Below are 25,399 nucleotides of genomic sequence, written 5' to 3'. Positions count from 1 at the left end.
TAAAGCTGCGAATACCTCCGTGGAAATCAGTCCGACTTTCACAAGCGAGGGACTCGAGATGCAGGGAATCGAAGGGAGGATCGGAATTTTAGGACCCGAATTCGTTGCAGGGAAGCCAAACAAGCACATGTGGCATTTTTGGGGAACAAAAGAAGAATTGAGCGGGAACTTTAGAGTTGAAGCTGTCAACACGAAAACTGGCAAAAAAATTAACCCTTTACCGCTGGATAATCCTACTCCTATTGGAGGTCCTAATAATGGCGCGGATGGTCATGTACCATCTTCCATGGAACTGCCCCAGCCTGGGGTTTGGCAACTGGATGCTTATTTAGAAGCCAACATGTTCGAGAGCATTACTGTTGAGGTGAAATGAGCGTTGTGCTAACGGGACCCGTTAGTTCAATAAAGCAACATACTATCCCTAATATACTACTGGTTAATACCACCAGAAACACTAACCCCTCGTTAGTGTTTTTTCTTTCCAAGGGTATCCAGCTAAAGGAGTCACATGAATATCTACCATATCCATTGGATGATTTTAGTATATTATTGTAAGACCTATCCTTGAAAAGCTTGGTTGGGAAAAATCCATTACATATACAGTTCTAAGAAAGATTTGTGAGCGAGGAATTCATCAAAATGAAGATACTACGGTATCAGCGCTTGTCAAAAAAGAGGAGGCTCAAAAAACGTGAGTCAAACTCTAATAAAAAAAGCCTTTGATGTACCGTTGTGGTTATGTTCATTGGTTTAATAAAGATATAAAGAGAGTGTATAAATGATTTATGAAACCTTTTATCAGACGATGAGAAATAACAGGTTCGATGGGATATTCGTGTGAATCAATGAAAGATCTGACGCCAAACCTATTTTATATGTTTAAATAATTCTGGACTTTTGGTCAAATGTTGAGTGGTTATTGAATGTTTAACTTATATAGAGTTAGGCTTTTTTATTGTGAGCTAAATGTAAAAAAAGTAAATATTGACAATTCTAATAGTAATATTTACAATGTAGAGGAATTAATCATAAAAATTACAAATAAAAATAGAGAGGCCAATGGAATGAAGGTAGTTCGATATTTAATAACATAGGAGGTTTCGCATGAAAGCCAAAAGAACAAAATTTATCAAAAATAGGACTTTTTCTATCATAACACTCGGGTTGTCACTCATATTATTGGCAGGTTGTGGAACGGGTTCTCAGAAATCTGAAAATGTACTTGACTCACAGAGTTCAATACCTGTAAAAGAGGATTTGGTGCTTGCCATAGGAAAACTGGATGGTGGGCAGTTCGATCCTAAGAAAGGCTGGGGAATGACACAAATTCGTCTGACCCACAGTTCACTGCTAGCTATCGACTCAGACCTTAACTTTATTGGAGATCTTGCCACATCGTATACAGTCAGCGAGGATGGCCTGAATTGGACTTTCCCATTGCGTGATGATGCTAAATTCTCGAACGGTGAGCCGGTCACTGCGGATGATGTGAAGTTTACATATGAAATGCTCAAGGAGGATGGCATTAAATTCGATCTAACTTTCGTGAAGACGATTGAAGTCACTGAAGGCAACACCATTGTTATTACGCTTAACGAACCGCGTTCGACTTTTGTAAGTCAACTAACAGAGATTGGAATTGTCCCCAAGGATCACTACAATGATCAATATTCTCAAAATCCGATTAGCTCGGGTCCTTACAAGGTTGTTCAGTACGATGATGGTCAACAAATAATTATGGAATACAATCCATATTGGTATGGCACAGAGCCACAGTTCAAAAAATTGACCTTCCTACTATTAGATGAAGATGCTGCTCTGGCAGCAGCCAAGTCCGGGGAAGCGGATATTGTCTATGTCCCACCTACTTTCGCTGAGCAAAGAGTAGAGGGAATGACGCTACGTACATATGAGAGCATCGACTCCCGTGGAATCATGTTTCCTACGCAGCCAAGCGGAGGCTCAAGTATGACAAACGGGGAAGAAGTTGAATCTGGCAACGATGTAACCAGTGATCTCGCCATTCGTCAAGCGCTTAATATAGGTCTGAATCGCCAAGAACTTCTAGATATTGTGTTGAATGGACATGGACAAAAGGCCTATTGTCTGTGTGATGATTTGCCATGGTTTAATGAGGAAACGGTTGTAGAAGACGGTAACATTGAAACTGCCAGACAAATTCTCGCTGATGGCGGTTGGGTAGATTCGAACCAAGATGGCATTGTGGAAAAAGACGGACGTAACGCAGAATTTGATATGTTTTTCAGCTCAAATGATCAACTTCGCAGTGATCTTTCTCTTGCTGTGGCAGATCAGGCGCGTGATCTAGGCATGAAGATCAATACGATCGGCACGACCTGGGATGATATTTATCTGAAAGGTAAGACTGCAGCAGTGGCATGGGGTGGTGGGAGGCATCATCCTTATCAGTTGTACACGATGAATTCTTCCAAAGCTAGTAACAAAGGTATTAATAATATGTCCAACTACCATAACGATAAGGTGAACGAGTATTTGGATCTAGCGCTCACAGCCTCATCACAGGAAGAAGCTAATAAATATTGGAAACTTGCCCAGTGGGACGGAGAAACCGGCTTTAGCGGTATAGGAGATGCTCCGATTGTGTGGTTACTGCGTGTAGATCATCTGTACTTGGCTAATGACAAGCTGGATCTCGGCAAACAACCGATTCACTCGCACGGCCATGAGTGGGCATTGTTCGGAAATATCACAGAATGGACATGGAGTAACTGATCCATCGGGGGGATTTTTTATGACAAAAAGAATAATAATTCGTTTGATTCGCGCTCTGACTCTGCTGTTCGGATTATCCATACTGACCTTTACATTGATCCATCTATCACCGATGGATCCGATTAACGCTTATATCGGAGGGGATAGCTCGGCATCACCTGAGCAGATTGAGAAATTCAAAGAATACTGGGGAGTGGATAAGAGCCCCGTAGAACAATATATTTCATGGGCAGGGGCGTTGCTACACGGCGACTTCGGAACTTCAAAGCTCTTCCGTAGCCCTGTTATGGATATTATCCAAAGTCGGTTCTTAACTTCCGTTGCTTTAATGGGTACCGCATGGATTGTATCAGGGGTTATCGGATACATTCTTGGGGTGACCGCCGCTATGAAGCGGGGGAAGTTAACGGATACGATCATTAAATGGTACAGCTACACATTGGTATCTACTCCAATCTTCTGGATGGGACTCATTCTACTCATTATTTTTGCCGTATGGCTCCAATGGTTTCCTGTTGGGTTAGCGGTACCTATTGGAGTGCTGGAGAGTGAAGTACGGTTCATTGACCGGGTTCATCATTTTGTGCTACCGGCTCTGACATTAAGTATTCTTGGGGTTGCTAATGTAGCCATGCATACCCGGGAGAAGATGATCGATATTCTGAATACGGAGTATATTATTTTTGCGATGGCAAGAGGGGAAAGCAAGTGGCAGATTTTCATCAATCATGGCTTTCGGAACTCTATTATTCCTGCTATGTCCCTACAATTTGCCTACTTCGGGGAGCTATTCGGAGGGTCCATGCTAGCTGAGCAAGTGTTTGCCTATCCAGGACTCGGAAGTACCTTGACCCATGCCGGGTTAAAGGGTGACCTTCCTTTAATGGTAGGAATTATTCTGATTAGTTCCTTATTTGTTTTCGCAGGGAATTTAATAGCCGATCTGTTGAATAAGGTTGTCGATCCACGTATGAGGAGGGTAGTCTAATATGCAGAGGATACAAGAAGGGCTGAATATACGAAGGTTTTTTGAACGAAAGCGTAATGTTAATGTTCGAACTAAAATGCTACTGTTCATAGCGTTTTCTTCCGGACTTCTCATGACCATTCTAATTCTTAGTTTCTGGTTGAGTAATGACAATCTTCGTCTGAGTGTAACGAGCAGAAACCTCCCTCCAAGTCTTGAACATATATTCGGTACGGACTGGCTCGGACGGGATATGTTCACACGGACAATCAAGGGATTACGTCTGTCACTAGCAGTAGGAGTGTTCGCCTCTGTGATTAGTGTTCTTATCGCAACCGTGATGGGAATTTGTGCAGCTATCTTTGGCAAAGCCATTGATGCCGTTATCTCCTGGATGATAGATTTGTTCATCGGTATGCCCCATCTTGTTTTTATGGTTCTGATCTGTTTCATCGTAGGTGGAGGGGTGCATGGCATTATCCTTGGAGTTTGTCTAACTCATTGGACGGCGCTAGCGAGGGTGGTTCGCTCTGAGGTGCTTCAAATCAAGAGTGCTGAATATATCCAATTATCGAAAAGCTATGGGAAATCTGCGTGGTATATCGCAAGAAAACATATCCTACCGTCCATATTTCCTCAAATTATGATTGGTTTTCTACTGATGTTTCCCCATGTGATCTTGCATGAAGCAGCATTGACTTTTTTGGGATTTGGACTTTCTCCACAAACTCCGGCTATCGGTATTATATTATCCGAAGCGATGAACCATATTTCTACCGGGAAATGGTGGTTGGTCGTGTTTCCGGGATTGCTGTTAGTCATAACGATCAAAAGTTTCGACAGTATTGGTGAGCAGCTTCGTATCTTGATGGAACCTGCTAGCTCGAATGATTAAGGGGGACACACAATGAATATGAAACAGACAAAGCCATTATTGCAAGTGAACAACCTGTCCATTGGCTTCTCGCAATATGTTAAAGGAATACAACAACGTATAATCCGACCGATCGCTGATATGCATGTGGATATTAATGAAGGGGAAATTGTAGCTGTAGTAGGAGCTAGTGGCTCGGGTAAAAGTTTATTGGCGCACGCCGTGTTGGGAATCCTACCCAGCAATGCCATCTGCAGCGGAAGTATTGTTTACCAAGGAGAAGAATTAACAACGAAGAGAAAAGAACTGCTTCGAGGACGAGAAATTTCCTTTATTCCACAGTCCGTTAATTATCTTGACCCCCTCATGCGTGTGGACCGGCAGGTACAGATTGGGTTGGATAAGAAGACTGCGCGGAGACAACAGGAAAATCTATTTGCACAATACGATCTAAAGAAGAGTGATGGAAGGTTGTTTCCGTATGAGTTGTCTGGGGGGATGCTTCGCAGGGTGTTGTTTGCAACAAGCGTCCGAGAGGGTGTCAAGCTTGTCATTGCTGATGAGCCGACACCCGGAATTCATCCACAGGCGTTAGCTGAGATTTTGAAGCAACTTAAGCAATTTGCCCAAGAGGGTGCTGGAGTCATGTTAATTACTCACGATATGATGTCAGCACTCCAAATCGCAGATCGAGTGGCTGTCATCAAGGATGGAGCTACATTGGAAATTTCAGAGGCTACGGCTTTTGAAGGAAATGGTGAACGTCTGACAAATGATTATACAAAAAGGTTGTGGCGTGCTTTACCGCAGAATGATTTCGATATGGAATATAAAGAGGAGGAGACTGTAACCCATGTCCCTGATTGGAGAGAACCTGAGCCACTATTATCATCAAAATAACTGGATTATTAAGGATATCAACATTTCTATCGCTCCAGGTGAGGTGCTGGGGTTATCGGGCTATAGTGGTTGCGGAAAAACGACACTGTCTCGAATTCTGGCCGGATACATTTCCCCTCGCATAGGGCGTGTATCGTTAGATCACCATACTCAGGTGCGACATACTTTTAACCCGGTTCAACTTATTTATCAGCACCCGGAAAAAGCCATTAATCCAAAGTGGCGTATGCACGACGTTCTGACCGAATCCTATACGCCTTCACAAGATATTCTAGATGCTTTTGAAATAAAGAAGGAATGGATGGACCGTTGGCCTGTTGAGCTGTCCGGTGGTGAGAAACAGCGTTTTTGTATTGTACGCGCTCTGAATCCAGATACGAAATATGTAATCGCCGACGAGATGACGACCATGCTAGATGCAATTACACAGGCGAAAATTTGGAATGCATTTATCCGCATCTGCAAGAGCAGAGACATTGGTGTGATTATCGTTAGCCATGAGACTAGCCTGTTGAATCGATTGTGTGACAGTATTTATAAGGTAGGTAGTGATTAACAATACTTTAGTATCTATATTTTTATATCTTATACAGGTATATTATTAGCAAACTTGAGGTATTGGAGGAAGTCTATGAAAGCAATGGTATGCACAAAATACGGTTCACCCGATGTTCTAGAGCTCCAAGAGGTAGATAAGCCCACCCCTAAGGAAAATGAAATACTGATAAAAGTTCACGCGACATCAGTATCATCAGGGGACTTAAGAATTCGAGGATTCAAAAGTCCTCTCATGTTATGGATTCCTATGCGAATTGTATTAGGCTTCAGAAAACCAAGAAAGCCTATACTCGGCACGGAGTTAGCTGGAGAAATCGAAGCGATTGGCAAGGATGTAACACGATATAAGAAAGGTGACCAAGTTTTTTCATTAACAGGGATGAGACTTGGTGCTCATGCTGAGTTCACATGTATGCCTGAAAATGGGTTGGTAGCCATAAAACCAACCAATGCGAGCTATGAGGAAGCAGCTACAGTTCTTTTTGGAGGAACCTCAGCCTTATATTTTTTTAGAAAAGCAAAGATCCGTAAAGGACATAAGGTACTTATCTATGGAGCTTCGGGAGCAGTGGGGACTTCCGCTATACAACTTGCCAAGTATTATGGGGCGGAGGTTACCGCGGTATGTAGCACCGCAAATTTTGAATTGGTGAAATCTCTGGGAGCCGATAAGGTCATGGATTACACGAAAGAGGATTTTACGAAGAACGGTGAGCATTATGATATCATCTTTGATGCCGTTGGGAAAAACTCAAAGTCAAATTGCCAGAAAGCACTCACTCCGAACGGATCCTATGTGACAGTGGATGGGCAAGGAATGGCAAAGGTACGTACGGAAGATTTGATTTTCCTGAAAGAGCTTATGGAGGCGAACAAAATAAAATCGGTCATCGATAAACGCTATTCACTAGCTCAAATTCCTGAAGCTCACAGATATGTTGAAAAAGGGCACAAAAAAGGAAATGTAGTCATTACGGTGTAACATGATATTAGAAACTTGCAATGGGTATCCCATAAGTCATGAAAAGGGTTTCGGATGCACAAATTTGAAACATTGTGGATCTTGTTCTTGATTCTTTAGGTGGTGACGTTCAAGAGAAGAGCTATAAGGTTTTAAGAGAAGGTGGCAGGCTAGTTACTATCATTCCTACAAGCATTTCGGAAGCTGCAGAGAAATATAATATTGATGCAAAATTAGCTGTAGTACAGCCTAACCTACAGCCTAAGCGCAACGATTTTGAACAAATAGAGAAGATGGTTATAGGTGTATCAATAATAAGAAGTAATGAAATGAAGTTAGCAGAATGTCGATGGATTAATCACCTGATCCATGGCCCTGCTAGCTTCTTTATTAATCTATTAGGTAATAGATTACATTTTAATATCTGATAGTATATACTTTAATGAAACTCTTGAAGTGAACACTAAATAAGATAAGTTGAACTTGAATCTGCAATGTGTCTAGAAAAGATATTATTTCGAAGGCGAGGTAGAAATTGGGATGGATCCTATTATTGAAGTTACTAATCTAAGCAAATCCTATGGTAAAGTGCAGGCCGTCAAGGATATCAGTTTTTACGTGGAGAAGGGGAAGATGTTCGCTTTTCTTGGGCCGAATGGGGCGGGGAAGTCAACGACGATTGATATTATTTGTACCTTTTTACAACAGGACTCAGGTATGATTTCGATAGATGGCTACCAATTAGGTAAAGAAGATGATAAGATTCGCTCCATCATTGGTGCGGTGTTTCAAGACGGGCTTTTAGATGCGTTGCTAACCGTGGAAGAAAACATGAGAATTAGAGGTGGATTTTATGGCGCAAAAGGTAATGAACTAGCGCAATCGGTGCAAAAAGCAGCTGAGGCTGCAGGTGTAACTGAGTTCATGAATCGTCCTTATGGGAAGTTATCGGGCGGTCAACGTAGACGTGCTGATATAGCGCGGGCACTAGTTCATACACCTAAGATTCTAATTTTAGATGAACCTACAACAGGTCTTGATCCGCAAACCAGAAAAAATGTGTGGGAGATCATTAAAAAGCTACAAAAGGAAAATAACATGACTGTATTTCTTACTACACATTATATGGAGGAAGCAGCAGATGCAGATTATGTTGTCGTGATCGACAATGGTAATATTGCGGCAAGAGGAACGCCAACCGAATTAAAAAACACCTATGCTAGCGATCAATTAAATCTATTCCCGGAGGATATCGAAAAGTTAGATGAGTTCCTGATGGAAGCACAAATTGATTTCACCCGAAATGTCGATAAAATATCTATTAAAATTTCATCAACATTGGATGCTCTACCGATCCTGGAACAATGTAAACCGTATATCAAAGGCTTTGAAGTCTTAAATGGGACGATGGATGATGCGTTTATTGGTATAACAGGAAAGGAGATTAGACAATGATTGGATTTGCTAGACGAAATCTACTCCTCTTTTTCAGGGATAAAAATGCTGTCTTCTTCTCGCTTCTTGCTGTGTTCATAATTATTGGTCTTTACGCTTTGTTTCTGGGTGATGTGTGGGCGAGTAACTATCCGGATATCGATAATATTCGCTTTCTTATGGACAGATGGATAATGGCAGGGCTACTAGCTGTGACATCGGTTACAACAACAATGGGTGCATTTGGTGCATTGGTCAGTGATCGGGAAAAGAAAATTTATAAGGATTTCAATTCCGCTCCGATAAGTAGAAGTAGCATTGCTGGTGGATATATGATTAGTGCGTTTGTGATCGGCTGCATCATGAGTTTTGTAGCACTTATATTAGTAGAACTATATATCGTGTCAAGCGGAGGGAAATTACTGTCTGTAGTGGCGTTCGCTAAGGTTGTTGCACTTATTTTAGGTTGTACTTTTGTGAACACAACTATCATGTTTTTTGTAGTTTCTTTCTTTAAAAGTAATAATGCATTTGCTACAGCGAGTACGGTAATCGGTACATTGATTGGATTTTTGACTGGGATATACGTTCCCATCGGTGCTTTACCGGATGCGGTCCAGTTGGTGATCAAAGTATTCCCTGTATCACATGCAGTCTCTATTTTTAGACAGGTTATTATGGATGTACCTCTTTCGAAAGCTTTTGCTGGAGCACCTGCTGAGACTTTGATCGAATTCGAGAAATTGATGGGTGTAACCTATTACTTTGGTGATACTGAGGTAAGTGTTTGGATTAGTATACTTATTCTAATCATAACAACAGTTATCTGCTTCGGACTGGCCGTATTGAATATGTCACGCAAAAACAAATGATCAACTAATTTCGACCTACGAGAGGATATACTAATGAACAATCCATGGAATGACGATATCATCAGATCTGCTGAAGAATTAAGGGAGATGATAGGAGCACCTCATGAAGCTGTAATTAAGAAAGTCGTCACACAAATTGATTCACATATTGAGAATTTTATTGCCAAATCCCCACTTTTTTTTCTAGCAACTTCGGGTACGGACGGTAGGACAGATGTCTCACCGCGAGGAGATCGTGCAGGGTTCGTTAAAGTTTTAGATAACAATAGAATTGTTTTCGCGGATCGACCAGGTAATCGGCGTATCGATTCAATGTTGAATATGCTCGAGAATCCACAGGTAGGGATGATTTTTCTTATTCCACCTTTGGAGGAGGTTCTTCGTATCAATGGACGTGCTATACTTACTCGTAATAAAGAATTTATCAATGATATGCAATGGGAAAAGAAAACTACTGGGATAGCTGTAATTATTGAAGTGGAAGAGTGTTTTATTCATTGCCCAAGAGCCTTTAATCAAGCAGGGATATGGAACATTGATAAATGGTCGCCAAAAGATGAATTGCCAGTGGTTAGTGAATTGTTCCAGGCACATTTGAAAATCAATAATTATAAAAGTTAATATTGGGACATACTTTGTATGATGGACATTCGGTTGTGAACAATATTGGGGGTGATAACTATGCCAACAAGCAGAAATCATCAAGAGGCACATGGGATCGGTCAAATTGAAGAACAATTGCAGCAACAAGTAAATGCGACAAATGCTATTCAAGGCGGAAGTGAAGTGGACCGTGAAATTGAAAAAGAGGACCAACGGGATGCACATACCTCGTTAGACGAGATTGTTGAATACAATGAACGAGAAGTATAAAGAAATAAGGCTGTCGATTTCTCGGCAGCCTTATTCTCATATACGATGTTAAGTTAACATTAACTTCTTACTTTTTTCTAGTAGTTCTACAAGCAATTGGACCAACGGGTTGGGTCGTCAAAACACTAGAGGCATTCCGCACATTCCTAGCAAATACTAATGGACGTTGAATAGCCTCCCAATGGATATACCATATGTTTGGATTTGTAAATAACCAATGGTTATGAAGAGATGTTACTTTTATACCAGCTCTACGGAGCCTAGATATAAATGGGTTTATTTCACTAGTGAGTATAACTGTTTCTCCTAAACATAATGCTCTACCATCAGCACTTACGCTTTCGTACGAAATGCCGAAGGGGATTGTGAAAAGACCTTTTGAACGTCTATTCAATATATTCACCCTAATATTTGTTCTTAACTTTGTTGCTACACATACCCCATTAATGACTTGTGCTTCACCACCAAATATTTCTGCAAACTGTCTACACTGTGGACTAACACTCATAACTTATCACCTTCCTTTACTAGATAAGATATAGTATTAAAAAGTGATTACTTTAGGAACGGTATTTCTCATTAATCATCCTCATTTTCTTCTTCGATTTTTAAGATTCTTCCAGTTTTTGCTGCTAACTCTACTTCAAACAACCTGTTGTTGGTTGTCACAATGAATATTTCATAAACTAAAATTCGCATTCTCCTTTATTAAATAGATATCATTTATCAATATGTAATAGGTAAGATTTTGGTGTGAAGGATATAGAAATATTGAGGTTATTTATTGGCGTTCCACTTTGTGAGAATTGCCATTATTAAAAAATTATGTTATATTAACAGACCTACCGGTTTGTATGGAGGAGGTACTAGGAAATGGATTCAAAATCGCTGATCATCAACATCTCGACAGCTCTTTTTCAGAAAAAAGGATATTTGGGTGTAGGATTAAACGAAATTTTGAAAGCATGTAACTTGTCAAAAGGTTCGCTTTATCACCACTTTCCAAATGGGAAAGAAGAATTGCTTATCGCTTGTCTTCATTCATTAAATGAAGCAATTACAACAGATATGGAAGAGATTTTTCAACATTATCCATCTACTGTTACAGCTACACAAGCAATGATTAAGAAATTGATCGAACAATTTGAACGAGATGGGATGATTACTGGTTATACATTTAGTAGCATCGTTAGTGAAATAGGATCATTAAGTGAACCCGTTAGATATGCCTGCGCTCTATCTTTCACAAAAATTGAAGGTATTTTTTCGAACAAATTAGTAACGGATGGTTTTTCGGAAGAGACAGCTCGTTCAATTGCTTTAATGATGACGGCAGCTATTGAAGGTAGTATTATGCTTTGTTTAACTCAACAAACAAGTGAACCACTGAAGATTGTTTCGCAGGTATTACCAAATTTATTGAGAGTTTTATAAAGAAGAATTAACAAACATCTTTACAAACATCTTGAAATACACATTTGAAAGGAAGAAAAACATGCAACAAGAAACAAGACTACCAAGAAACGGTAAAGAGGGAGCATTGTATGGTATTATCATTTGTACGCTGACTGCTTTGTTTATGACAACACTAAATACTTCTCTCGGCATGGGTAAATTGAATGGAGAAGTTGTAGTATCGATTCTTAAAGTGTTTCCAATTATGCTGGTTATTGCAATGATTCTTGAATCGGTATTTATAGGTCGCATTGCAGAAAAATTAGTTGGGAAATTTACTGCACCAACAGATAGCTTTAATTCAAAGATATTATTTCGTATCTTATTCACTGTATTGGGAATGTCAGCGTGCATGACACTTATTGGGGGTATCGCAGGAAACGGTATTAGTTCCGCAACATTTAGTAACTGGTTAACAAATTGGCCAAGAAATTTCTTGATCGTACTCATAGCTGAGAGTTTAGTGATTCAACCCATTGCAAGATTTGCGATGGTAAAACTACATGCTTATCAAGATCACAAAAGTAATGCAGCGATGTCGATAGAGGATAACGTTGCTTAAAGGAAGATATTAATATTACGATCAAAGACGCTAGGCTTTCTGCCTTGCGTCTTTTTTATTTAGCTTCAGTTACTATAAAAAAACAGAAGTGCCCACACTTCCCTGACATAGGCGAAGAGGGGACAGCTTCTGTTATCTAAAATTTAACGCTGCAAAGTTTGCCCGTTGGAACTGATGATGTCCTTATACCAATGGAATGACTTCTTACGGTATCGTTCAAGTGTGCCCGAGCCATCGTCATGACGGTCTACATAAATGAATCCATAACGTTTCTTTAATTGAGCGGTAGAAGCACTGACAAGGTCAATACATCCCCACGATGTGTAACCTATGACTTCGACGCCGTCTGCAATTGCCTCGGCTACTTGTACCAGATGATCATTCAAGTAATCAATTCGGTAGTCATCTTCAACTGTCTTTTCACCTTGATCATTGGTGATCAATTTGTCGATGGCGCCTAAGCCATTCTCTACAACAAACAGTGGCTTCTGATAGCGATCATAGAACATATTCATGACATAACGTATACCCTGAGGATCTATATGCCAACCCCATTCACTCGTTTTCAAATACGGGTTAGCCACTCTACCCATCAAGTTGCCTTCGCTTTCTCCCAGCTGGGACGATGCACCCGATTCACAAGTGCTCACATAATAGCTGAATGAAATAAAGTCCACGGTGTGCCGTAGAATTTCTGCATCTTCTGGTTCCATATGAATGTTAATGTTATTCTCTCTGAAATAGCGTTTCATATAACCAGGATAGATCCCTCTGGCGTGAACGTCGGCAAAGAAATAGTTTTTGTGCTCATATTCCATAGTTGCGATCACATCATCGGGATTTGGAGTCAATGGGTAAGTCGGCATACTGAGCACCATACAACCAATCTGTGCATTTGGTGCAAGTTCATGACCGATTTTGACAGCTAACGCACTGGCTACAAATTCATGATGGATGGCCTGATATAGGTCTTGTTTGCTTAAATCCTGCTTAGGTGTGTAAATACCGCCACTCATAAACGGTTCTTCGAGAATCGAATTGATCTCATTGAAGGTCAACCAATATTTCACTTTGTCCTTATAGCGGGTAAATAGTGTTCTTGCGTAACGCTCATAAAATCCAATTAACTTACGGTTGACCCAGCCATTATATTGCTTGGACAAATGCAGCGGTGTCTCATAATGAGAGATCGTAACGAGAGGCTCGATCCCATATTTGTGGCATTCATCAAACAGGTCGTCGTAAAATTGTAGGCCTTGTTCATTAGGTTCTAATTCATCACCGTTCGGAAAAATCCGAGACCAAGCAATGGAAGTTCTGAATACTTTGAATCCCATTTCTGCAAATAACTTAATATCTTCTTTATAGCGATGGTAAAAATCAATACCAATCAGTTTCATATTGTTATCAGTAGGCACCTCAGTAATAGGGCCTTTAATTCCTTCTGGTGCCACGTCCTGAGTGGACCAACCTTTGCCATCCTCATTATAAGCTCCTTCACATTGGTTAGCAGCTACGGCTCCGCCCCATAAGAAACCATCTGGAAATTGTAGATTCATTGTTTACTCCCACCTTTGTCATGTTTATAGGGATATAGATAGACTGTGGTACACTATGAATATTGCCTATTGTGTGAATGATAAACGTTGTAACGCGTTACATGTCAAATTTTTTTTGTTAGGAGAATGATGATGTCGAATCTTGATCTTATTGCAAAGATGGCTGGGTTTTCTAAAGCTACGGTTTCTAGAGTCCTAAATCAATCCCCCCATGTGAGTCAAGAAACGAGAAATAAAATTTTAAGTATTATGAAAGAACTGGACTATGTCCCCAATCGGAATGCAATTTCCTTGTCTAAAGGACAAACAATGCAAATCGGGATCAGCACTGAAGGGATCAATAATCTGATGTTACCATTCCTGAATGGTTTTGTTGAGATAGCAAGCCAATACGGATATCAGACGATTATCTATACATCAGGAGGGGATGCAAAGAAAGAGCTACAGCCATTTGAAGATTTGCGGAGAAAAAGAGTCGATGCTCTCGTCATCATTACCAGTGTCAATGACCCAAGCTTATTAAGGTCATACTGTAAATATGGACCTATTGTGTCGTGGCAGCGAATGGATCAACCGGATATTTCTTCGGTGGCTATGGATCAGTATGAAGGGTATTGGTTAGCATTGGAACATTTAATAGAGAAGGGCTACAATCGTATAGCTAATGCATTCGGACGACCGAACAGCATAAATACGCATAACAGAATGCGTGCCTATGCAGACATGATGGGGAAACATCACCTTACCGTATCTCCCAAGTGGTCCTTCTCTTCAGTATATACAATCCGTGACGGAGAGCAGGTAGTTCGTGATTTACTTGAGCATAAGGATGATTTGCCGGATGCTATTCTGTGCGCGAATGATTATGTGGCGGCTGGTGCTCTTTGTGAAGCCCGTAGACAGCAATTGAAGGTGCCTGAAGATTTAGCTATTGTCGGATTTGATAATACCGAACTCGCCCATACCATGGGTATAACATCCATTCATAATCCCATTGCAGCACAGGCACAGAATGCTTTCTATCTTTTGTTGCTGCAATTGCTTGATACTGAAGTAGAGCTAGAAATTCTCCAATTCAGCCTGATACAACGGTTTACTACCTAAGTAGTTGTTGATTCTTATACACTAGATTATGGCTAGGAATAAGTAACTTAAGGGTATGTAAGTAATTAAAAAATACGCCAGAGTGCATGCTAGCTGCTCTCTGGCGTATTTCTAGTGAGTTTATAAAGTTTTTATGAGTACAGTTGTTTGAAGTAACATTGCTTATTCCTCGACTACTCTGTCAGGTAATTGTGTTACATAGCTGTCTGATAAATGAAGGAGTTCAAGTGCACGATCAAATTCATTTTCTGTGGCTTTAAGTGTTTTAACACCATCACCAGCTAAAGTATAATGTTGACCGTCCTCGAATCCGCTACCTGATAAGAAGAGTTCTTCGTTGTTGACGAATGATCCCGTCGGTAAATAATAGCGTTGTGGTAGTAGGTTATATTTCGTTTGATTCAATAGATCCTGTCCGAAATGAAGATGGTTATCGAGCGATAGACCTAATAAATTGGAAACAGTAGGTAAAATATCAACTTGACCACCTAATTGTTCATTTACACTTGGAGATGTAATACCCGTTGATGCAATGATCATAGGAACATTAATCAACTCGCGTTCCGAATATTCATGACCGAGAATCTCTTGCATTAATATTTGATCATCATTATCGAGAGAGAAGATAGGAAGTCCACGATGATCGCCATACAGAACGATTAAGCTGTTATCCCATACTCCGCTCTGTTTGAGGTCTTCTATAAAGAGACCAAGCGCATAATCGGCATAATTCTGTGACCGAATATAATCACCAACGAACGTACCTTCGAATCGTTCTGGGAGCGTCATCTTGTATTTCTCTTCTGGAATCGTAAAGGGATTATGAGCGGACATTGAGATCACATGTGAATAGAATGGTTGATCATTCTGATCCATTGTGGCTAGCTCTGCTGCAGTTCTTTCATAAAGCACTTCATCAGATGCTCCGTAGAAGAGTGTATCTTCTTCGCCAAAGTAAGTTTTGTCATAGTATCGATTAAATCCTAATGCGGTATAAAGTTCACCACGGTTCCAGAACTCAACTTCATTGGTATGGAACGTTGCGGTATCGTAGCCTTGATCTTCTAGAAGCTTAGGTAAGCTTGGAAGTTCCTTAGGTGCGTAATACTGGGTAGCCGCACCATCTGGTGGTACATAAAACGACGTGTTGACGATAAACTCCGCATCGGATGTGTTTCCTTGTCCAACCTGCTGATAGAAACGTGGGAAATAGAAATTACTTCCCGCAAGCTCATTCATATTAGGAGTTATTTCTTGACCATCGATCGATAGATTAATTAAGAAATTCTGGAATGACTCCATTTGAATGATAATAAGGTTCTTTCCTTTAGCGGCCCCAGAGAGAACTGGATTCACAGACGCTTGAATACCTTTCGTATCATTGATAATTTCCTGCGTAATTTCATAAGCGTCAATGGGCTCTTCCTCTTTATCAGCTATGAGAGAGTACGCTTCATAATTAAGAATTCCCATTTGCTCGGCTTTAACAGTTTCATTCATACTTGCCCGGTTAGGTAAAATATTTAACGAACATAACATGACGGAGATGCAGAACACAGCCGTAATTGTTTTCCTGTTCGTCTTACGTGCCATGGATCTCTTCCAATCGAGGGCTTTCTGTCGTTTAAGCATAACGTAGCTAATAATAATGATATCCACAAAAATTAGCATATATTTCGGATGCATTACCGAGAATATACTCTTCTTTACTGCTCCAACTTGTTTGACCTGATCTAATACTTGAGATGTAGCAATAATACCGAAATGGTTATGATATACAATTAATGAAAAGAACAAAATGGTAATTATGAGATTCACAAGCATATAGATGGCGATTTTTCGTTTGGTAGCGAACCATTCTATCAAACAAAATAGTAGTAGAACAAAAGGAATCTCCTTAACTAATATGCTCCATGAGGGACCGTCTTCGAATAGAAAATACCAAGCAAAATAACTCTTCGCTAGCATGATTAGTGAAAAAAGTAGTATAGATCTCATACTGATCGTACGATTTATTGTAGACGACATTGCATTTGCGCATCCTTTTCTATTTTAATGATTAGTCTATTCTAGTACATAGAAGGACCATAAATCAACTAGACCTAAGGACTATCAATTCGACATAATAACCTATGAACAAAAGAATAGTATCAATCTCCTTCTACTTTCGCACCAAATGATCGCAAAAAATGAACAGCTTGATCTCTATCCATTCGTGCACCGCTAACATTAATAGATTTGAAATCAACTCCATCTAAATTAGCACCACGTAAATCAGTTCCATGCAACTTGGCATGAGCTAGAATTGTTCTAGTTAGGTCGCAATCTCTTAGATCTGCCTTTTCAAGATTAGTATTGGAGAGGTCCGCTTCATAAAAACGTACTCCTTTTAAGTCCTGTTTCACCAGCCTAGTATGTCTTAAATTTGTATAAGACCAATCCCCTTGGAAGATTGTTATACCATCCATTTGTGCATTTGAAAAGTCTGAACCGGTCATTTTGCAATTATCAAATTTTGCGACGAAGAGGTTAGTATCAACAAAAATACAATTCACAAAAGCTGATTCTGTATGGATCGAACCATTCAAATAAGCTCCACTAAAATCACATTCAATGAAACGGCAGTTGCTTGTTGTGATTTCTTCTAATGAACCATTTGTAAATGTGCAGCGTTCAAAGGTGCAGCGAATGAGTTCTCCGAATTTTAAATCTTTTCCGTTATAATTAACTTCTACATAATGTTGATCTATATACTGAAACATATTTTGCCCCCAGTTGTTTCTATATCTTTTGTATATTATAACCGAACTTTCATAGATCGTGTGTTAGTAGAAAAAAAGTTATAAAGTGTTCATATAATAAAGAAATCCCCACAACATTCGTTGAGGGGATGTTTGAGATTTCCTTCTATGGGATCTTTACCCGCGGTTTGGCTGGATTGCAATTAGGTGGTGTGATCTGGCCGCTCTGTGATAATTTCATTAAATAATAGCATTCTTCGCGAAACATATGATCTGGTACCAATGGGTTTATACGGCTGAGTAAGGTATTCGTTAAGCCCATTTCTTCGACTTCTTGCAGAAAGTTCATGAAGACAACCATTTCAAGATTAACATCCTCATGGAATTTAATGATAGAAGGATATTGATTGTTCAAGGTTCTTAAATAACCTGTCAATTCAATAGCTTTGAGTAAAAATTGGTTGAAGTGTTGTTCGAAATCTTCACTTTTCTCAATCCAGCGTTTCTCTACGGCGTCCAAGTCCATCGCAATAGTAGCGGCATGACCTGAAGCGTCCTGGAGCCATAATAAGTCATGATGGAGGGAGTGATACTTAGGTACTGGTTTTCCTTGTATAAGTTCATCCAAAATTCTGATATATTCTTCGAGTTCGTTGACCATATGGTTTATGAAGGTAGGGGTTAACCCAATCATAACCTTCCCGAGCAGTAATCTTTCTAGTAGGTCCAATTTAAATGCACGAAGACTTAGAGCATTCTGGTGTGCTAATTTGTTTAATTCCATGAATTGTGGCATATCCAATGGTCGACGGGATTGTTCTAACAGTTGATCAAAAATTTGAATGAATTGTTGTGCTATTTCAATATCTTTCTTCTCTACTGGTGGCAAGGCATTATTAATGAATCTTGCATGATCCCCCAATATTTGTAACCAAAACTGATGTTCAAATATAGCTTCTTGATCCAAGACCTCATCTCCTACGTATGAAATGTCTATTCTTTGGTGATTGTATGATAACAAAAGCTAAGTTATGCTCAATCACTTATAAATAGGGAGTTGTAGAGGATGAAGTCACATCATGAATCAGTTAGGTTATTCGTAAGCATACCCTTGCAAAGGGATATAGCAGATGAGTTGGAAAGTTGGACGCAGGAGAATAGAGAGTTATTCGCCTTTCGTAAATGAGTGCATCCACAAGACTACCATATCACCATACAATTTCTAGGTGAGACTACCCCAGAACAAATGGGTGGTTTACAAACTGTTTTGAGTAGTATTAATGAGCAACCATTATCCCTTAAATTAAACGGTGCTGGCTTCTTCGGTTCTTCAAAAGCTCCACGAATTCTATGGGCAGGTGTGTCTGGTAATTTAACCGGCTTAAATAACCTTCATGCATCGGTAATTCAAGCGACACATCAGTGTGGATTTATAGTGGAAGAGCGTCGATTTGCCGCACATATAACTCTCGCCCGAAACTATGTAGGAGAACATGAATTTAATGTAGAAGCTATTCAGTCTGCACCTATAGGAGTGGGGTGGAAGGCAGATCGATTTACATTGATGAGCACTCATATGAATGCTTCACCCATGTATGAGATTATTGAAAGTTATCCATTGAATTTAAGGTTTTAAGATGACCTTAATGCATTGATCTTCATGGTTGTCAAAAATATGGTATGCGTGAGCAGCTTCATTAAGTGTCAAACGATGCGTGATAATACTCTTTGGATCAAATAAGCCCTTCACAATTTTTTGATATAACTCAGGCATATAATGTATAACTGGGGCTTGACCCATTTTGAGCGTGATATTTCTCGCAAAGAATGCGCCTAAAGGAAATACGTTGTAATTCCCACCATAAACACCGGTAAGGTGAACAGTGCCAAATTTACGTACTGCTTTCGTTGAGATTTGGATAGGTCCAAGTGTTCCACCTTGTAATTTCAATTTTTGTTCAATGAACTCAAGCGGAGATTTCTTACCGTCCATACCTACACAATCGATCACAACATCTGCACCACCACTCGTAATTTCTTTCAAATGCTCACCCATATCGTCTTGCTTTGTGAAATCAAAGGTTTCAACATGATTCTCACGTTTGGCATGTTGAAGCCTATATTGTAAATAATCAACGGCAATGACGCGCTTAGCACCTTTCAACCAGGCGAATTTCTGCACCATCAGCCCAACTGGACCGCATCCTAGAACAATAACCGTATCGCCAGCTTTTACCCCAGCGTTATCTACACTCCAATAAGCAGTAGGAAGGACGTCAGATAGGAATAACAGTGATTCATCTTCTAGTTCACAAGATGGAGGTATAACAAAAGGTGCAAAATTACCAAATGGTACTCGTAAATACTCAGCTTGTCCACCAGGATAGTTGCCGAATTTCTCAGAATAACCTAAGAATCCACCAGAATCATAGTGTGGATTACTATTATCGCATTGACTTTCCATCTCATGTTTACAATAATGGCATTGTCCACAAGAGACATTAAAGGGGATGACAACTCGATCACCTTTCTTAATATGTGTTACTTCTGGTCCAATTTCTTCAACAATACCCATCGGTTCGTGACCGATGACATATCCATTAGGGAGGGGGAAATTACCTTGATACAAATGTAGATCAGAACCGCAAATGGCAGTTGATGTTATTTTGACTAGAATATCATCATTCTTCTCAATGGTAGCGTCTTTAACATTATGGATCTCAATTTTCTTCGGACCTTGATAGGTAACAGCTCTCATGATACACCCCACTTATATATATTGTATCAACCCATATAGATGTTAGAACCTCTTGTTGGACAAGAGGTTCTAAGTAAGTACAATTTATATTGGTACTTAGGAATAACGTATACTGATCATCTCTTAGGATCAGGCTCGCGTCTTCTCATACCTGCAAATCCAAGTAAGCCGAGCAAGCCGAGCCAACCCCAATTAAAATTATCATTATTATCTGTTGCAGCATTTGTTCTGTAGTTGTTTGTAGTTAAGTTGTTACGATCGTTTTGATTGTAATCTGTCCCCGTTGTTGTACGGTTTGTCCCCGTAATACCCGTATTGACTGTTGTGCCAGTAGTTCCTGTAGTTCCAGTAACACCTCTAGCTCCGTTATTTTGATAAATGTTATTTCTTGTAGTGATGTTACGATCCATATCAGCATATACAGGATAAGCAGAGAACAATAGTACAGTTATACTGAGCCATGTGATCAATGTCTTCTTCATAATTTTTCCTCGCTTTCATATAGTTTTATACAATTGATATTCTGCTGAAAATGGACCACAATTATTCAAAACAATGGGATATGTTCTTTAAACAAGCAGAAACGACTATATCGTCCTTTTCAAGGAGTTTATCCTTCCGGTGTTAGCAATACCGAGACTTTCTTATATGACAAAAAAAGAGGATGTTTCTTTGCCATAAAGTTGGCAATAGAAACATCCTCTTTGGAACGGATACGAGTATCAGTAAGGTGATAGAAATATATCTTGTGTGTTAATTCGTTACAACATGTGCAGTAATCTCTTCATCAAGATCAAGTGTTACTTGTTCGCGGTAAGCACGAATGTCGTATTCACTTTGTAAGTACCGAAGGATAGCTTCAATCATGTTAGACTCGACAAGATATTGGCTGCGACCTTGTGTCCATACTTCAGCGGAATAACCATTCTCTTCATCCCAGCTTAGTTCAACTTGTACATCCGTAGGACGTAATCCTTTGCGCTCTGCCATATGGAGGCAGATTGCATTTATTAACTCATCCATGCTAAGTACCATATCAATTAGTACCTTCCATCACGTGGATCTGGTTTACGACGATTCTTGTAAGCGCGATAGATTCCACGAACAAGACTGAATAGAACTACGATAGCTAACAAGTTAATGATTAATCCAAGAAAGTCACCCATGAAGCCCATATTACCAAACATTCCTCCGAATAACATTCCAGCTAATCCACCAATCATAAGACCTTTCATTAAACCACCACCACTGAAAAATCCGCGATTTGCAGTCGTTCCTGCAGTTGTTCCTGTGTTGGTTTTGTTATTCGTTGTAGTCTTACTCACATTACTATCTGTTGTAGATTTCTTAGGCGTTGTTGTGAAAGAACTCTTGCCTGATTTAAAACCACCACCGCGTCTTGCTGCGTCTACACTAGCTGGTGCTACTGTTGCAAAGAATAGAGTGAAAGCCATTACTACCATTAGCCATTTTTTCATAAGAAGTTGAATCCCCCTGATATTTTTAATATGGTTGTGATCTAGAATATACGTCATTAAATATTAAAAGTTTCATAATTAAAAAAATTAATAATATTGTTGATGTAGCCACTTAAGAAAAGGGACATGAACCCTATAGATTCATGCCCTAATATCACATCATAATTCTTATATATTTTCGTAACCATCAACGATTAAATCTAAAGCTCCATTTTCTGGATCTATGACCATTCCATGTACAGGAACATCAGCTGGTAGTAGAGGGTGTTTGTTGATAACATTAACAGTATGAATGATGGCGTCATTCACATTATTAAATCCTCTAAGCCATTTCGATAATTTGATCCCTGAATTCTCCAATGTACTTAATACGGTTTCCGAAACTCCACGCTCTTTAATATGCCCAATCATTTCGTCTGAATTCAATGATGCCATACCGCAATCTAAGTGACCTACTACGAATACTTCGTCTGCTTGTAGTTCATATATGGCAACTAATACGCTGCGCATAACGCTTCCGAAAGGCTGGGAAATAACAGCTCCCGCATTCTTGATGAGTTTTACATCACCATTTTTAAAATTCATTGCTTTAGGAAGTAATTCCGTTAGACGAGTATCCATACAGGCAATAACAACAATTTTCTTATCTGGAAATTTACTTGTTCGGTATGCTTCGTATTCCTTGTCTTGAACAAATTGACGATTGTATTCTAGAATTTCTGAAATGTGGTTCATGGGAAGCGCTCCCTCCTCTGTATCATAATATTTATTTCTTAGAAGTTGATTATACGTTCTGTAAAAAGTATCATCAAGAGGAAGCTAGAAAAAAATTACATGAGGTGAACTTTATAATGGAAGATGATATAAAAGATAAATTAGCACAATTTCGCGCATTGGTTAGCAAAATAAGAGGTTATTATGAAGCTGTTGGGCTCTTAAATTGGGATTTACGGACGGGTGCTCCTCGCAAAGGTGCTGAATTTCGCTCTGAAACCATCGGAATGTTAGATACAGAAATGTTCAAACTACAAATATCAGATGAGATGGCAAATTGGTTGGATTATTTTTCAAGGGATGAAATTGTTAAACAGCTCGATGAATTGGATCGTAAAATCGTTCAAGAATGTAAAAAGGAATTTGAGCTGAACAAGTTAATTCCTGCGAATAAGTTCCAAGAATATTCTGTATTGACTGCGCATGCACAGACCTTATGGGAGGAAGCGAAGGAAGAGAGTGACTTTATTGGCTTCGAACCTTATTTGAGTAAGATTGTGGCATTGAAGAAAGAATTTATTGGTTATTGGGGTGTTAAGGGAACGCCATATGATACGCTGATTGATATGTATGAACCTGACATGACAGTTGAGAAGTTGGATGAAATATTCAATCAATTACGTAAGCGGTTAGTCCCTTTAGTAGAAGCAATACAAGCATCACCAAATCAACCAGAACATAATTTCCTTCATCAAATATTTGCGAAAGAGCAACAAGAGAAATTTGGGTTATTCATTCTGGAACAAATGGGATATGATTTTGAAGCTGGACGTCAGGATGAAAGTGTTCATCCTTTTGCTACAGGTCTGAACATTGGTGATGTACGTATTACGACCAACTACATTGAGAGTGATGTGACGAATGCATTATTTAGTTCATTACACGAAGGCGGGCATGCGCTATATGAACAGAATATTGATGAGAAATTTGCAGGCACACCTCTTGCAGAAGGTACCTCGATGGGAATACATGAGTCTCAGTCTCGCTTGTGGGAAAATATGATTGGACGGAGTCGTGCGTTCTGGGAAAGATATTATGTTGATTTACAGAAACAATATCCTTCACAGCTGAAAGACGTCGAACTAGAGGATTTCTATCGTGCGATAAACCGCGTGCAGAACTCATTGATTCGAATAGATGCAGATGAACTAACTTACAACCTACATATCATTATTCGCTATGAGATTGAGAAAATGTTATTTAACGAAGATTTGTCTGTTAAGGATTTACCCGAGGTATGGAATGCGAAGTATAATGAATATTTAGGTATTACACCTCCGAATGATGGTCAAGGTGTCCTTCAGGATGTACATTGGTCGGGTGGAGACTTTGGATATTTCGCATCATATTCATTAGGGAATATGTATGCTGCCCAATTTCTAAATACGATGCATAAAGAGTTACCACAATTTAACGAATGGATTGCTGAGGGGAATCTTCTTCCTATTAAAGAATGGCTTACTGCCAAGATCTATCAATATGGTAAAAGTCTTACACCAGCACAAATTATTGTCCAAGTAACGGGTGAAGAATTGAATCCAAATTACTTAGCAGACTACCTGGAGGATAAATACAAGGAAATCTATAAATTGTAAGCAATATAGTCCATATAGGCATCATTCACACAATCTATTTGTGCAGATGATGCCTATTTATGCTGCTTAGGCGATTATGAAATTGAATCAAGAATAACCTTTTTTAGGCTTTTGCATATCATGCAATATAATTACTCGAAAGAATGGAGGGATGTATATGTGGAATGTAAAAAGTAAGTTGGTGGCTACAGCAAGCATTCTTCTCCTTTGTGCCACTGTTGCAGTTGGTTGTGGGGGAAAAGATTCAACAACAAAGGTGAAGATTGGGGAAGTGACTCGTTCCATATTTTATGCTCCTGAATATGTTGCTATAGAGAAGGGGTTCTTCAAGGACGAAGGATTGGATGTTGAATTACAGACGACTTTTGGCGGAGACAAGACGATGACAGCATTGTTATCGAACGCTATCGACGTGGCCTTGGTTGGGTCAGAGACATCTATTTACGTGTATCAGCAAGGATCAGATGATCCGGTGATCAATTTCGCTCAATTAACTCAGACAGATGGAACTTTCCTTGTGTCCAGAGAAGTTGAAGAATCGTTCAATTGGGAGCAGCTGAAGGGGAGCGTCTTCCTAGGGCAACGTAAAGGTGGTATGCCACAAATGGCTGGAGAGTTCACATTGAGGAAACAAGGCATTGATCCTCATGCGGATCTGGAGTTGATACAGAATATTGACTTTGCGAATATCGCATCAGCTTTTGCTTCGGGAACAGGGCAATATGTACAATTATTCGAGCCACAAGCTTCCATTTTTGAAAAAGAGGGTAAAGGACATGTCGTTGCTTCATTTGGTGTAGAAAGTGGACACCTACCCTATACCGTGTTCATGACTAAGCAAAGTTATATAAAGAACAATGCAGATACGATACAGAAATTTACGAACGCAGTACAGAAGGCACAGACTTGGGTTGCGGAACATAGCCCTGAGGAGATTACAGATACGATTCTGCCATATTTCGAAGATACAGATCGTGACATTATTGTATCAGCAGTGAAAAGATATCAAGAACAAGAAAGCTTTGCAACTGATCCAGTATTGGATGAAGCAGAATGGAATAACCTTCTTGATGTTATGGAACAAGCGGGTGAATTGGAAGAACGCGTGACACGAGAAGAAATTGTAGATAATACTTTCGCTGAGAAAGCAAAATCAACTGTGAAATAACTAATCCTCAGC

General features: G+C 39.6%; 29 protein-coding genes. 18 read left to right on the top strand and 11 right to left on the bottom strand.

What is annotated here, in order from left to right; genetic code table 11:
- Positions 1-58: 58 nt before the first annotated feature.
- From LPB68_RS02400 to LPB68_RS02345, 12 genes are all read left to right on the top strand, one after another.
- Complete coding sequence (locus LPB68_RS02400) at positions 59-373, top strand: hypothetical protein (protein ID WP_082865707.1); 315 nt, start codon at positions 59-61, stop codon at positions 371-373.
- Positions 374-1,104: 731 nt separating this feature from the next.
- Positions 1,105-2,754 (top strand): ABC transporter substrate-binding protein, encoded by a 1,650-nt coding sequence (locus LPB68_RS02395; protein ID WP_068658203.1) that lies wholly within the window; start codon positions 1,105-1,107, stop codon positions 2,752-2,754.
- A 19-nt stretch (positions 2,755-2,773) separates the two neighbouring features.
- The gene (locus tag LPB68_RS02390; RefSeq protein ID WP_068658205.1) at positions 2,774-3,742 is read left to right on the top strand and encodes an ABC transporter permease; all 969 of its coding nucleotides are present in this window, start codon (positions 2,774-2,776) and stop codon (positions 3,740-3,742) included.
- 1 nt (position 3,743) lies between these two features.
- A complete protein-coding gene (locus LPB68_RS02385) occupies positions 3,744-4,616 on the top strand; it encodes an ABC transporter permease (RefSeq protein WP_068658207.1) in 873 nt (290 codons plus the stop codon).
- 12 nt (positions 4,617-4,628) lie between these two features.
- On the top strand, positions 4,629-5,495 hold the full coding sequence (locus LPB68_RS02380) for an ATP-binding cassette domain-containing protein (protein WP_068658209.1): 867 nt from the start codon (positions 4,629-4,631) through the stop codon (positions 5,493-5,495).
- Positions 5,449-6,051 (top strand): ABC transporter ATP-binding protein, encoded by a 603-nt coding sequence (locus LPB68_RS02375; RefSeq protein WP_068658211.1) that lies wholly within the window; start codon positions 5,449-5,451, stop codon positions 6,049-6,051. The genes LPB68_RS02380 and LPB68_RS02375 overlap by 47 nt, the downstream gene beginning before the upstream one ends.
- A gap of 75 nt (positions 6,052-6,126) precedes the next feature.
- Entirely contained in the window at positions 6,127-7,035 is a 909-nt protein-coding gene (locus LPB68_RS02370; protein ID WP_068658213.1) for an NAD(P)-dependent alcohol dehydrogenase, read from the top strand.
- Between the two features lie 74 nt (positions 7,036-7,109).
- Positions 7,110-7,442 carry an MDR/zinc-dependent alcohol dehydrogenase-like family protein gene (locus LPB68_RS02365; protein WP_068658214.1) on the top strand — a complete coding sequence of 111 codons (333 nt, stop codon included), beginning with the start codon at positions 7,110-7,112 and terminating at the stop codon, positions 7,440-7,442.
- Between the two features lie 112 nt (positions 7,443-7,554).
- Positions 7,555-8,469, top strand: coding sequence for an ABC transporter ATP-binding protein (locus LPB68_RS02360; protein ID WP_068658216.1), 915 nt, complete (start codon positions 7,555-7,557; stop codon positions 8,467-8,469).
- Positions 8,466-9,320, top strand: a complete 855-nt coding sequence (locus tag LPB68_RS02355; protein WP_068658218.1) for an ABC transporter permease — start codon at positions 8,466-8,468, stop codon at positions 9,318-9,320. The genes LPB68_RS02360 and LPB68_RS02355 overlap by 4 nt, the downstream gene beginning before the upstream one ends.
- 33 nt (positions 9,321-9,353) lie before the next feature.
- Positions 9,354-9,941: an MSMEG_1061 family FMN-dependent PPOX-type flavoprotein gene (locus LPB68_RS02350; RefSeq protein ID WP_068658220.1), complete on the top strand. Its 588-nt coding sequence runs from the start codon at positions 9,354-9,356 to the stop codon at positions 9,939-9,941.
- 60 nt (positions 9,942-10,001) lie between these two features.
- On the top strand, positions 10,002-10,193 hold the full coding sequence (locus LPB68_RS02345) for a hypothetical protein (protein WP_068658222.1): 192 nt from the start codon (positions 10,002-10,004) through the stop codon (positions 10,191-10,193).
- A 67-nt stretch (positions 10,194-10,260) separates the two neighbouring features.
- On the opposite strand, the gene LPB68_RS02340 is transcribed toward LPB68_RS02345, so the two are convergent.
- Both LPB68_RS02340 and LPB68_RS23725 read right to left on the bottom strand, forming a co-directional pair.
- Positions 10,261-10,701: a DUF1259 domain-containing protein gene (locus LPB68_RS02340; protein ID WP_068658224.1), complete on the bottom strand. Its 441-nt coding sequence runs from the start codon at positions 10,699-10,701 to the stop codon at positions 10,261-10,263.
- Positions 10,702-10,772: 71 nt separating this feature from the next.
- Positions 10,773-10,892, bottom strand: coding sequence for a PepSY domain-containing protein (locus LPB68_RS23725; RefSeq protein WP_332455182.1), 120 nt, complete (start codon positions 10,890-10,892; stop codon positions 10,773-10,775).
- Between the two features lie 174 nt (positions 10,893-11,066).
- Here LPB68_RS23725 and LPB68_RS02330 point away from each other — a divergent pair, with 174 nt between their 5' ends.
- Positions 11,067-11,627: a TetR/AcrR family transcriptional regulator gene (locus tag LPB68_RS02330; protein WP_068658226.1), complete on the top strand. Its 561-nt coding sequence runs from the start codon at positions 11,067-11,069 to the stop codon at positions 11,625-11,627.
- Positions 11,628-11,688: 61 nt separating this feature from the next.
- Positions 11,689-12,210, top strand: a complete 522-nt coding sequence (locus LPB68_RS02325; protein ID WP_068658228.1) for a DUF2798 domain-containing protein — start codon at positions 11,689-11,691, stop codon at positions 12,208-12,210.
- A 143-nt stretch (positions 12,211-12,353) separates the two neighbouring features.
- On the opposite strand, the gene LPB68_RS02320 is transcribed toward LPB68_RS02325, so the two are convergent.
- The gene (locus LPB68_RS02320; protein WP_068658230.1) at positions 12,354-13,769 is read right to left on the bottom strand and encodes a glycoside hydrolase family 1 protein; all 1,416 of its coding nucleotides are present in this window, start codon (positions 13,767-13,769) and stop codon (positions 12,354-12,356) included.
- A 132-nt stretch (positions 13,770-13,901) separates the two neighbouring features.
- Here LPB68_RS02320 and LPB68_RS02315 point away from each other — a divergent pair, with 132 nt between their 5' ends.
- The gene (locus tag LPB68_RS02315) at positions 13,902-14,873 is read left to right on the top strand and encodes a LacI family DNA-binding transcriptional regulator (protein WP_068658232.1); all 972 of its coding nucleotides are present in this window, start codon (positions 13,902-13,904) and stop codon (positions 14,871-14,873) included.
- A 162-nt stretch (positions 14,874-15,035) separates the two neighbouring features.
- On the opposite strand, the gene LPB68_RS02310 is transcribed toward LPB68_RS02315, so the two are convergent.
- From LPB68_RS02310 to LPB68_RS02300, 3 genes are all read right to left on the bottom strand, one after another.
- A complete protein-coding gene (locus tag LPB68_RS02310; protein ID WP_068658234.1) occupies positions 15,036-16,901 on the bottom strand; it encodes an LTA synthase family protein in 1,866 nt (621 codons plus the stop codon).
- Between the two features lie 122 nt (positions 16,902-17,023).
- Positions 17,024-17,635, bottom strand: coding sequence for a pentapeptide repeat-containing protein (locus LPB68_RS02305; protein WP_068658236.1), 612 nt, complete (start codon positions 17,633-17,635; stop codon positions 17,024-17,026).
- A 145-nt stretch (positions 17,636-17,780) separates the two neighbouring features.
- Positions 17,781-18,581 (bottom strand): DUF2935 domain-containing protein, encoded by an 801-nt coding sequence (locus LPB68_RS02300; RefSeq protein ID WP_068658239.1) that lies wholly within the window; start codon positions 18,579-18,581, stop codon positions 17,781-17,783.
- Between the two features lie 219 nt (positions 18,582-18,800).
- On the opposite strand from LPB68_RS02300, the gene thpR reads away from it, so the two are divergent.
- Positions 18,801-19,250, top strand: coding sequence for an RNA 2',3'-cyclic phosphodiesterase (gene thpR, locus LPB68_RS02295; RefSeq protein ID WP_082865708.1), 450 nt, complete (start codon positions 18,801-18,803; stop codon positions 19,248-19,250).
- Here thpR and LPB68_RS02290 read toward each other — a convergent pair.
- From LPB68_RS02290 to LPB68_RS02270, 5 genes are all read right to left on the bottom strand, one after another.
- A complete protein-coding gene (locus LPB68_RS02290) occupies positions 19,239-20,372 on the bottom strand; it encodes a zinc-dependent alcohol dehydrogenase (RefSeq protein WP_068658241.1) in 1,134 nt (377 codons plus the stop codon). The two genes, thpR and LPB68_RS02290, sit on opposite strands and share 12 nt — an antisense overlap.
- A gap of 116 nt (positions 20,373-20,488) precedes the next feature.
- Positions 20,489-20,854, bottom strand: coding sequence for a WGxxGxxG family protein (locus LPB68_RS02285; RefSeq protein WP_068658242.1), 366 nt, complete (start codon positions 20,852-20,854; stop codon positions 20,489-20,491).
- A gap of 271 nt (positions 20,855-21,125) precedes the next feature.
- Positions 21,126-21,407, bottom strand: a complete 282-nt coding sequence (locus LPB68_RS02280) for a YxcD family protein (RefSeq protein WP_068658244.1) — start codon at positions 21,405-21,407, stop codon at positions 21,126-21,128.
- A 5-nt stretch (positions 21,408-21,412) separates the two neighbouring features.
- On the bottom strand, positions 21,413-21,850 hold the full coding sequence (locus LPB68_RS02275) for a hypothetical protein (protein WP_068658246.1): 438 nt from the start codon (positions 21,848-21,850) through the stop codon (positions 21,413-21,415).
- Positions 21,851-22,018: 168 nt separating this feature from the next.
- Positions 22,019-22,585 carry a beta-class carbonic anhydrase gene (locus LPB68_RS02270; RefSeq protein WP_068658248.1) on the bottom strand — a complete coding sequence of 189 codons (567 nt, stop codon included), beginning with the start codon at positions 22,583-22,585 and terminating at the stop codon, positions 22,019-22,021.
- A gap of 116 nt (positions 22,586-22,701) precedes the next feature.
- Here LPB68_RS02270 and LPB68_RS02265 point away from each other — a divergent pair, with 116 nt between their 5' ends.
- Both LPB68_RS02265 and LPB68_RS02260 read left to right on the top strand, forming a co-directional pair.
- On the top strand, positions 22,702-24,219 hold the full coding sequence (locus LPB68_RS02265) for a carboxypeptidase M32 (protein ID WP_068658250.1): 1,518 nt from the start codon (positions 22,702-22,704) through the stop codon (positions 24,217-24,219).
- A gap of 157 nt (positions 24,220-24,376) precedes the next feature.
- Entirely contained in the window at positions 24,377-25,387 is a 1,011-nt protein-coding gene (locus LPB68_RS02260; RefSeq protein WP_068658252.1) for an ABC transporter substrate-binding protein, read from the top strand.
- Positions 25,388-25,399 lie beyond the last annotated feature (12 nt).

This window comes from Paenibacillus crassostreae (genome assembly GCF_001857945.1).
Taxonomy (GTDB): domain Bacteria; phylum Bacillota; class Bacilli; order Paenibacillales; family Paenibacillaceae; genus Paenibacillus_AQ; species Paenibacillus_AQ crassostreae.
The sequence above is the reverse complement of the archived record's forward strand: the minus strand, read 5'-3'. Positions and strand labels throughout refer to the sequence as shown.

Bases quoted from the DNA above. Each gene is read 5' to 3' on its own strand.
- LPB68_RS02380 (WP_068658209.1), top strand. From the start codon at position 4,629: ATGAATATGAAACAGACAAAGCCATTATTGCAAGTGAACAACCTGTCC.
- LPB68_RS02270 (WP_068658248.1), bottom strand. From the start codon at position 22,585: ATGAACCACATTTCAGAAATTCTAGAATACAATCGTCAATTTGTTCAA.
- LPB68_RS02390 (WP_068658205.1), top strand. From the start codon at position 2,774: ATGACAAAAAGAATAATAATTCGTTTGATTCGCGCTCTGACTCTGCTG.
- LPB68_RS02330 (WP_068658226.1), top strand. From the start codon at position 11,067: ATGGATTCAAAATCGCTGATCATCAACATCTCGACAGCTCTTTTTCAG.
- LPB68_RS02310 (WP_068658234.1), bottom strand. From the start codon at position 16,901: ATGTCGTCTACAATAAATCGTACGATCAGTATGAGATCTATACTACTT.
- LPB68_RS02260 (WP_068658252.1), top strand. From the start codon at position 24,377: ATGTGGAATGTAAAAAGTAAGTTGGTGGCTACAGCAAGCATTCTTCTC.
- LPB68_RS02305 (WP_068658236.1), bottom strand. From the start codon at position 17,635: ATGTTTCAGTATATAGATCAACATTATGTAGAAGTTAATTATAACGGA.
- LPB68_RS02355 (WP_068658218.1), top strand. From the start codon at position 8,466: ATGATTGGATTTGCTAGACGAAATCTACTCCTCTTTTTCAGGGATAAA.
- LPB68_RS02370 (WP_068658213.1), top strand. From the start codon at position 6,127: ATGAAAGCAATGGTATGCACAAAATACGGTTCACCCGATGTTCTAGAG.
- LPB68_RS02265 (WP_068658250.1), top strand. From the start codon at position 22,702: ATGGAAGATGATATAAAAGATAAATTAGCACAATTTCGCGCATTGGTT.
- LPB68_RS02400 (WP_082865707.1), top strand. From the start codon at position 59: ATGCAGGGAATCGAAGGGAGGATCGGAATTTTAGGACCCGAATTCGTT.
- LPB68_RS23725 (WP_332455182.1), bottom strand. From the start codon at position 10,892: ATGCGAATTTTAGTTTATGAAATATTCATTGTGACAACCAACAACAGG.
- LPB68_RS02285 (WP_068658242.1), bottom strand. From the start codon at position 20,854: ATGAAGAAGACATTGATCACATGGCTCAGTATAACTGTACTATTGTTC.
- LPB68_RS02350 (WP_068658220.1), top strand. From the start codon at position 9,354: ATGAACAATCCATGGAATGACGATATCATCAGATCTGCTGAAGAATTA.
- LPB68_RS02280 (WP_068658244.1), bottom strand. From the start codon at position 21,407: ATGGTACTTAGCATGGATGAGTTAATAAATGCAATCTGCCTCCATATG.
- LPB68_RS02275 (WP_068658246.1), bottom strand. From the start codon at position 21,850: ATGAAAAAATGGCTAATGGTAGTAATGGCTTTCACTCTATTCTTTGCA.
- LPB68_RS02345 (WP_068658222.1), top strand. From the start codon at position 10,002: ATGCCAACAAGCAGAAATCATCAAGAGGCACATGGGATCGGTCAAATT.
- LPB68_RS02325 (WP_068658228.1), top strand. From the start codon at position 11,689: ATGCAACAAGAAACAAGACTACCAAGAAACGGTAAAGAGGGAGCATTG.
- LPB68_RS02315 (WP_068658232.1), top strand. From the start codon at position 13,902: ATGTCGAATCTTGATCTTATTGCAAAGATGGCTGGGTTTTCTAAAGCT.
- LPB68_RS02395 (WP_068658203.1), top strand. From the start codon at position 1,105: ATGAAAGCCAAAAGAACAAAATTTATCAAAAATAGGACTTTTTCTATC.
- LPB68_RS02320 (WP_068658230.1), bottom strand. From the start codon at position 13,769: ATGAATCTACAATTTCCAGATGGTTTCTTATGGGGCGGAGCCGTAGCT.
- LPB68_RS02375 (WP_068658211.1), top strand. From the start codon at position 5,449: ATGTCCCTGATTGGAGAGAACCTGAGCCACTATTATCATCAAAATAAC.
- LPB68_RS02360 (WP_068658216.1), top strand. From the start codon at position 7,555: ATGGATCCTATTATTGAAGTTACTAATCTAAGCAAATCCTATGGTAAA.
- LPB68_RS02385 (WP_068658207.1), top strand. From the start codon at position 3,744: ATGCAGAGGATACAAGAAGGGCTGAATATACGAAGGTTTTTTGAACGA.
- LPB68_RS02290 (WP_068658241.1), bottom strand. From the start codon at position 20,372: ATGAGAGCTGTTACCTATCAAGGTCCGAAGAAAATTGAGATCCATAAT.
- LPB68_RS02340 (WP_068658224.1), bottom strand. From the start codon at position 10,701: ATGAGTGTTAGTCCACAGTGTAGACAGTTTGCAGAAATATTTGGTGGT.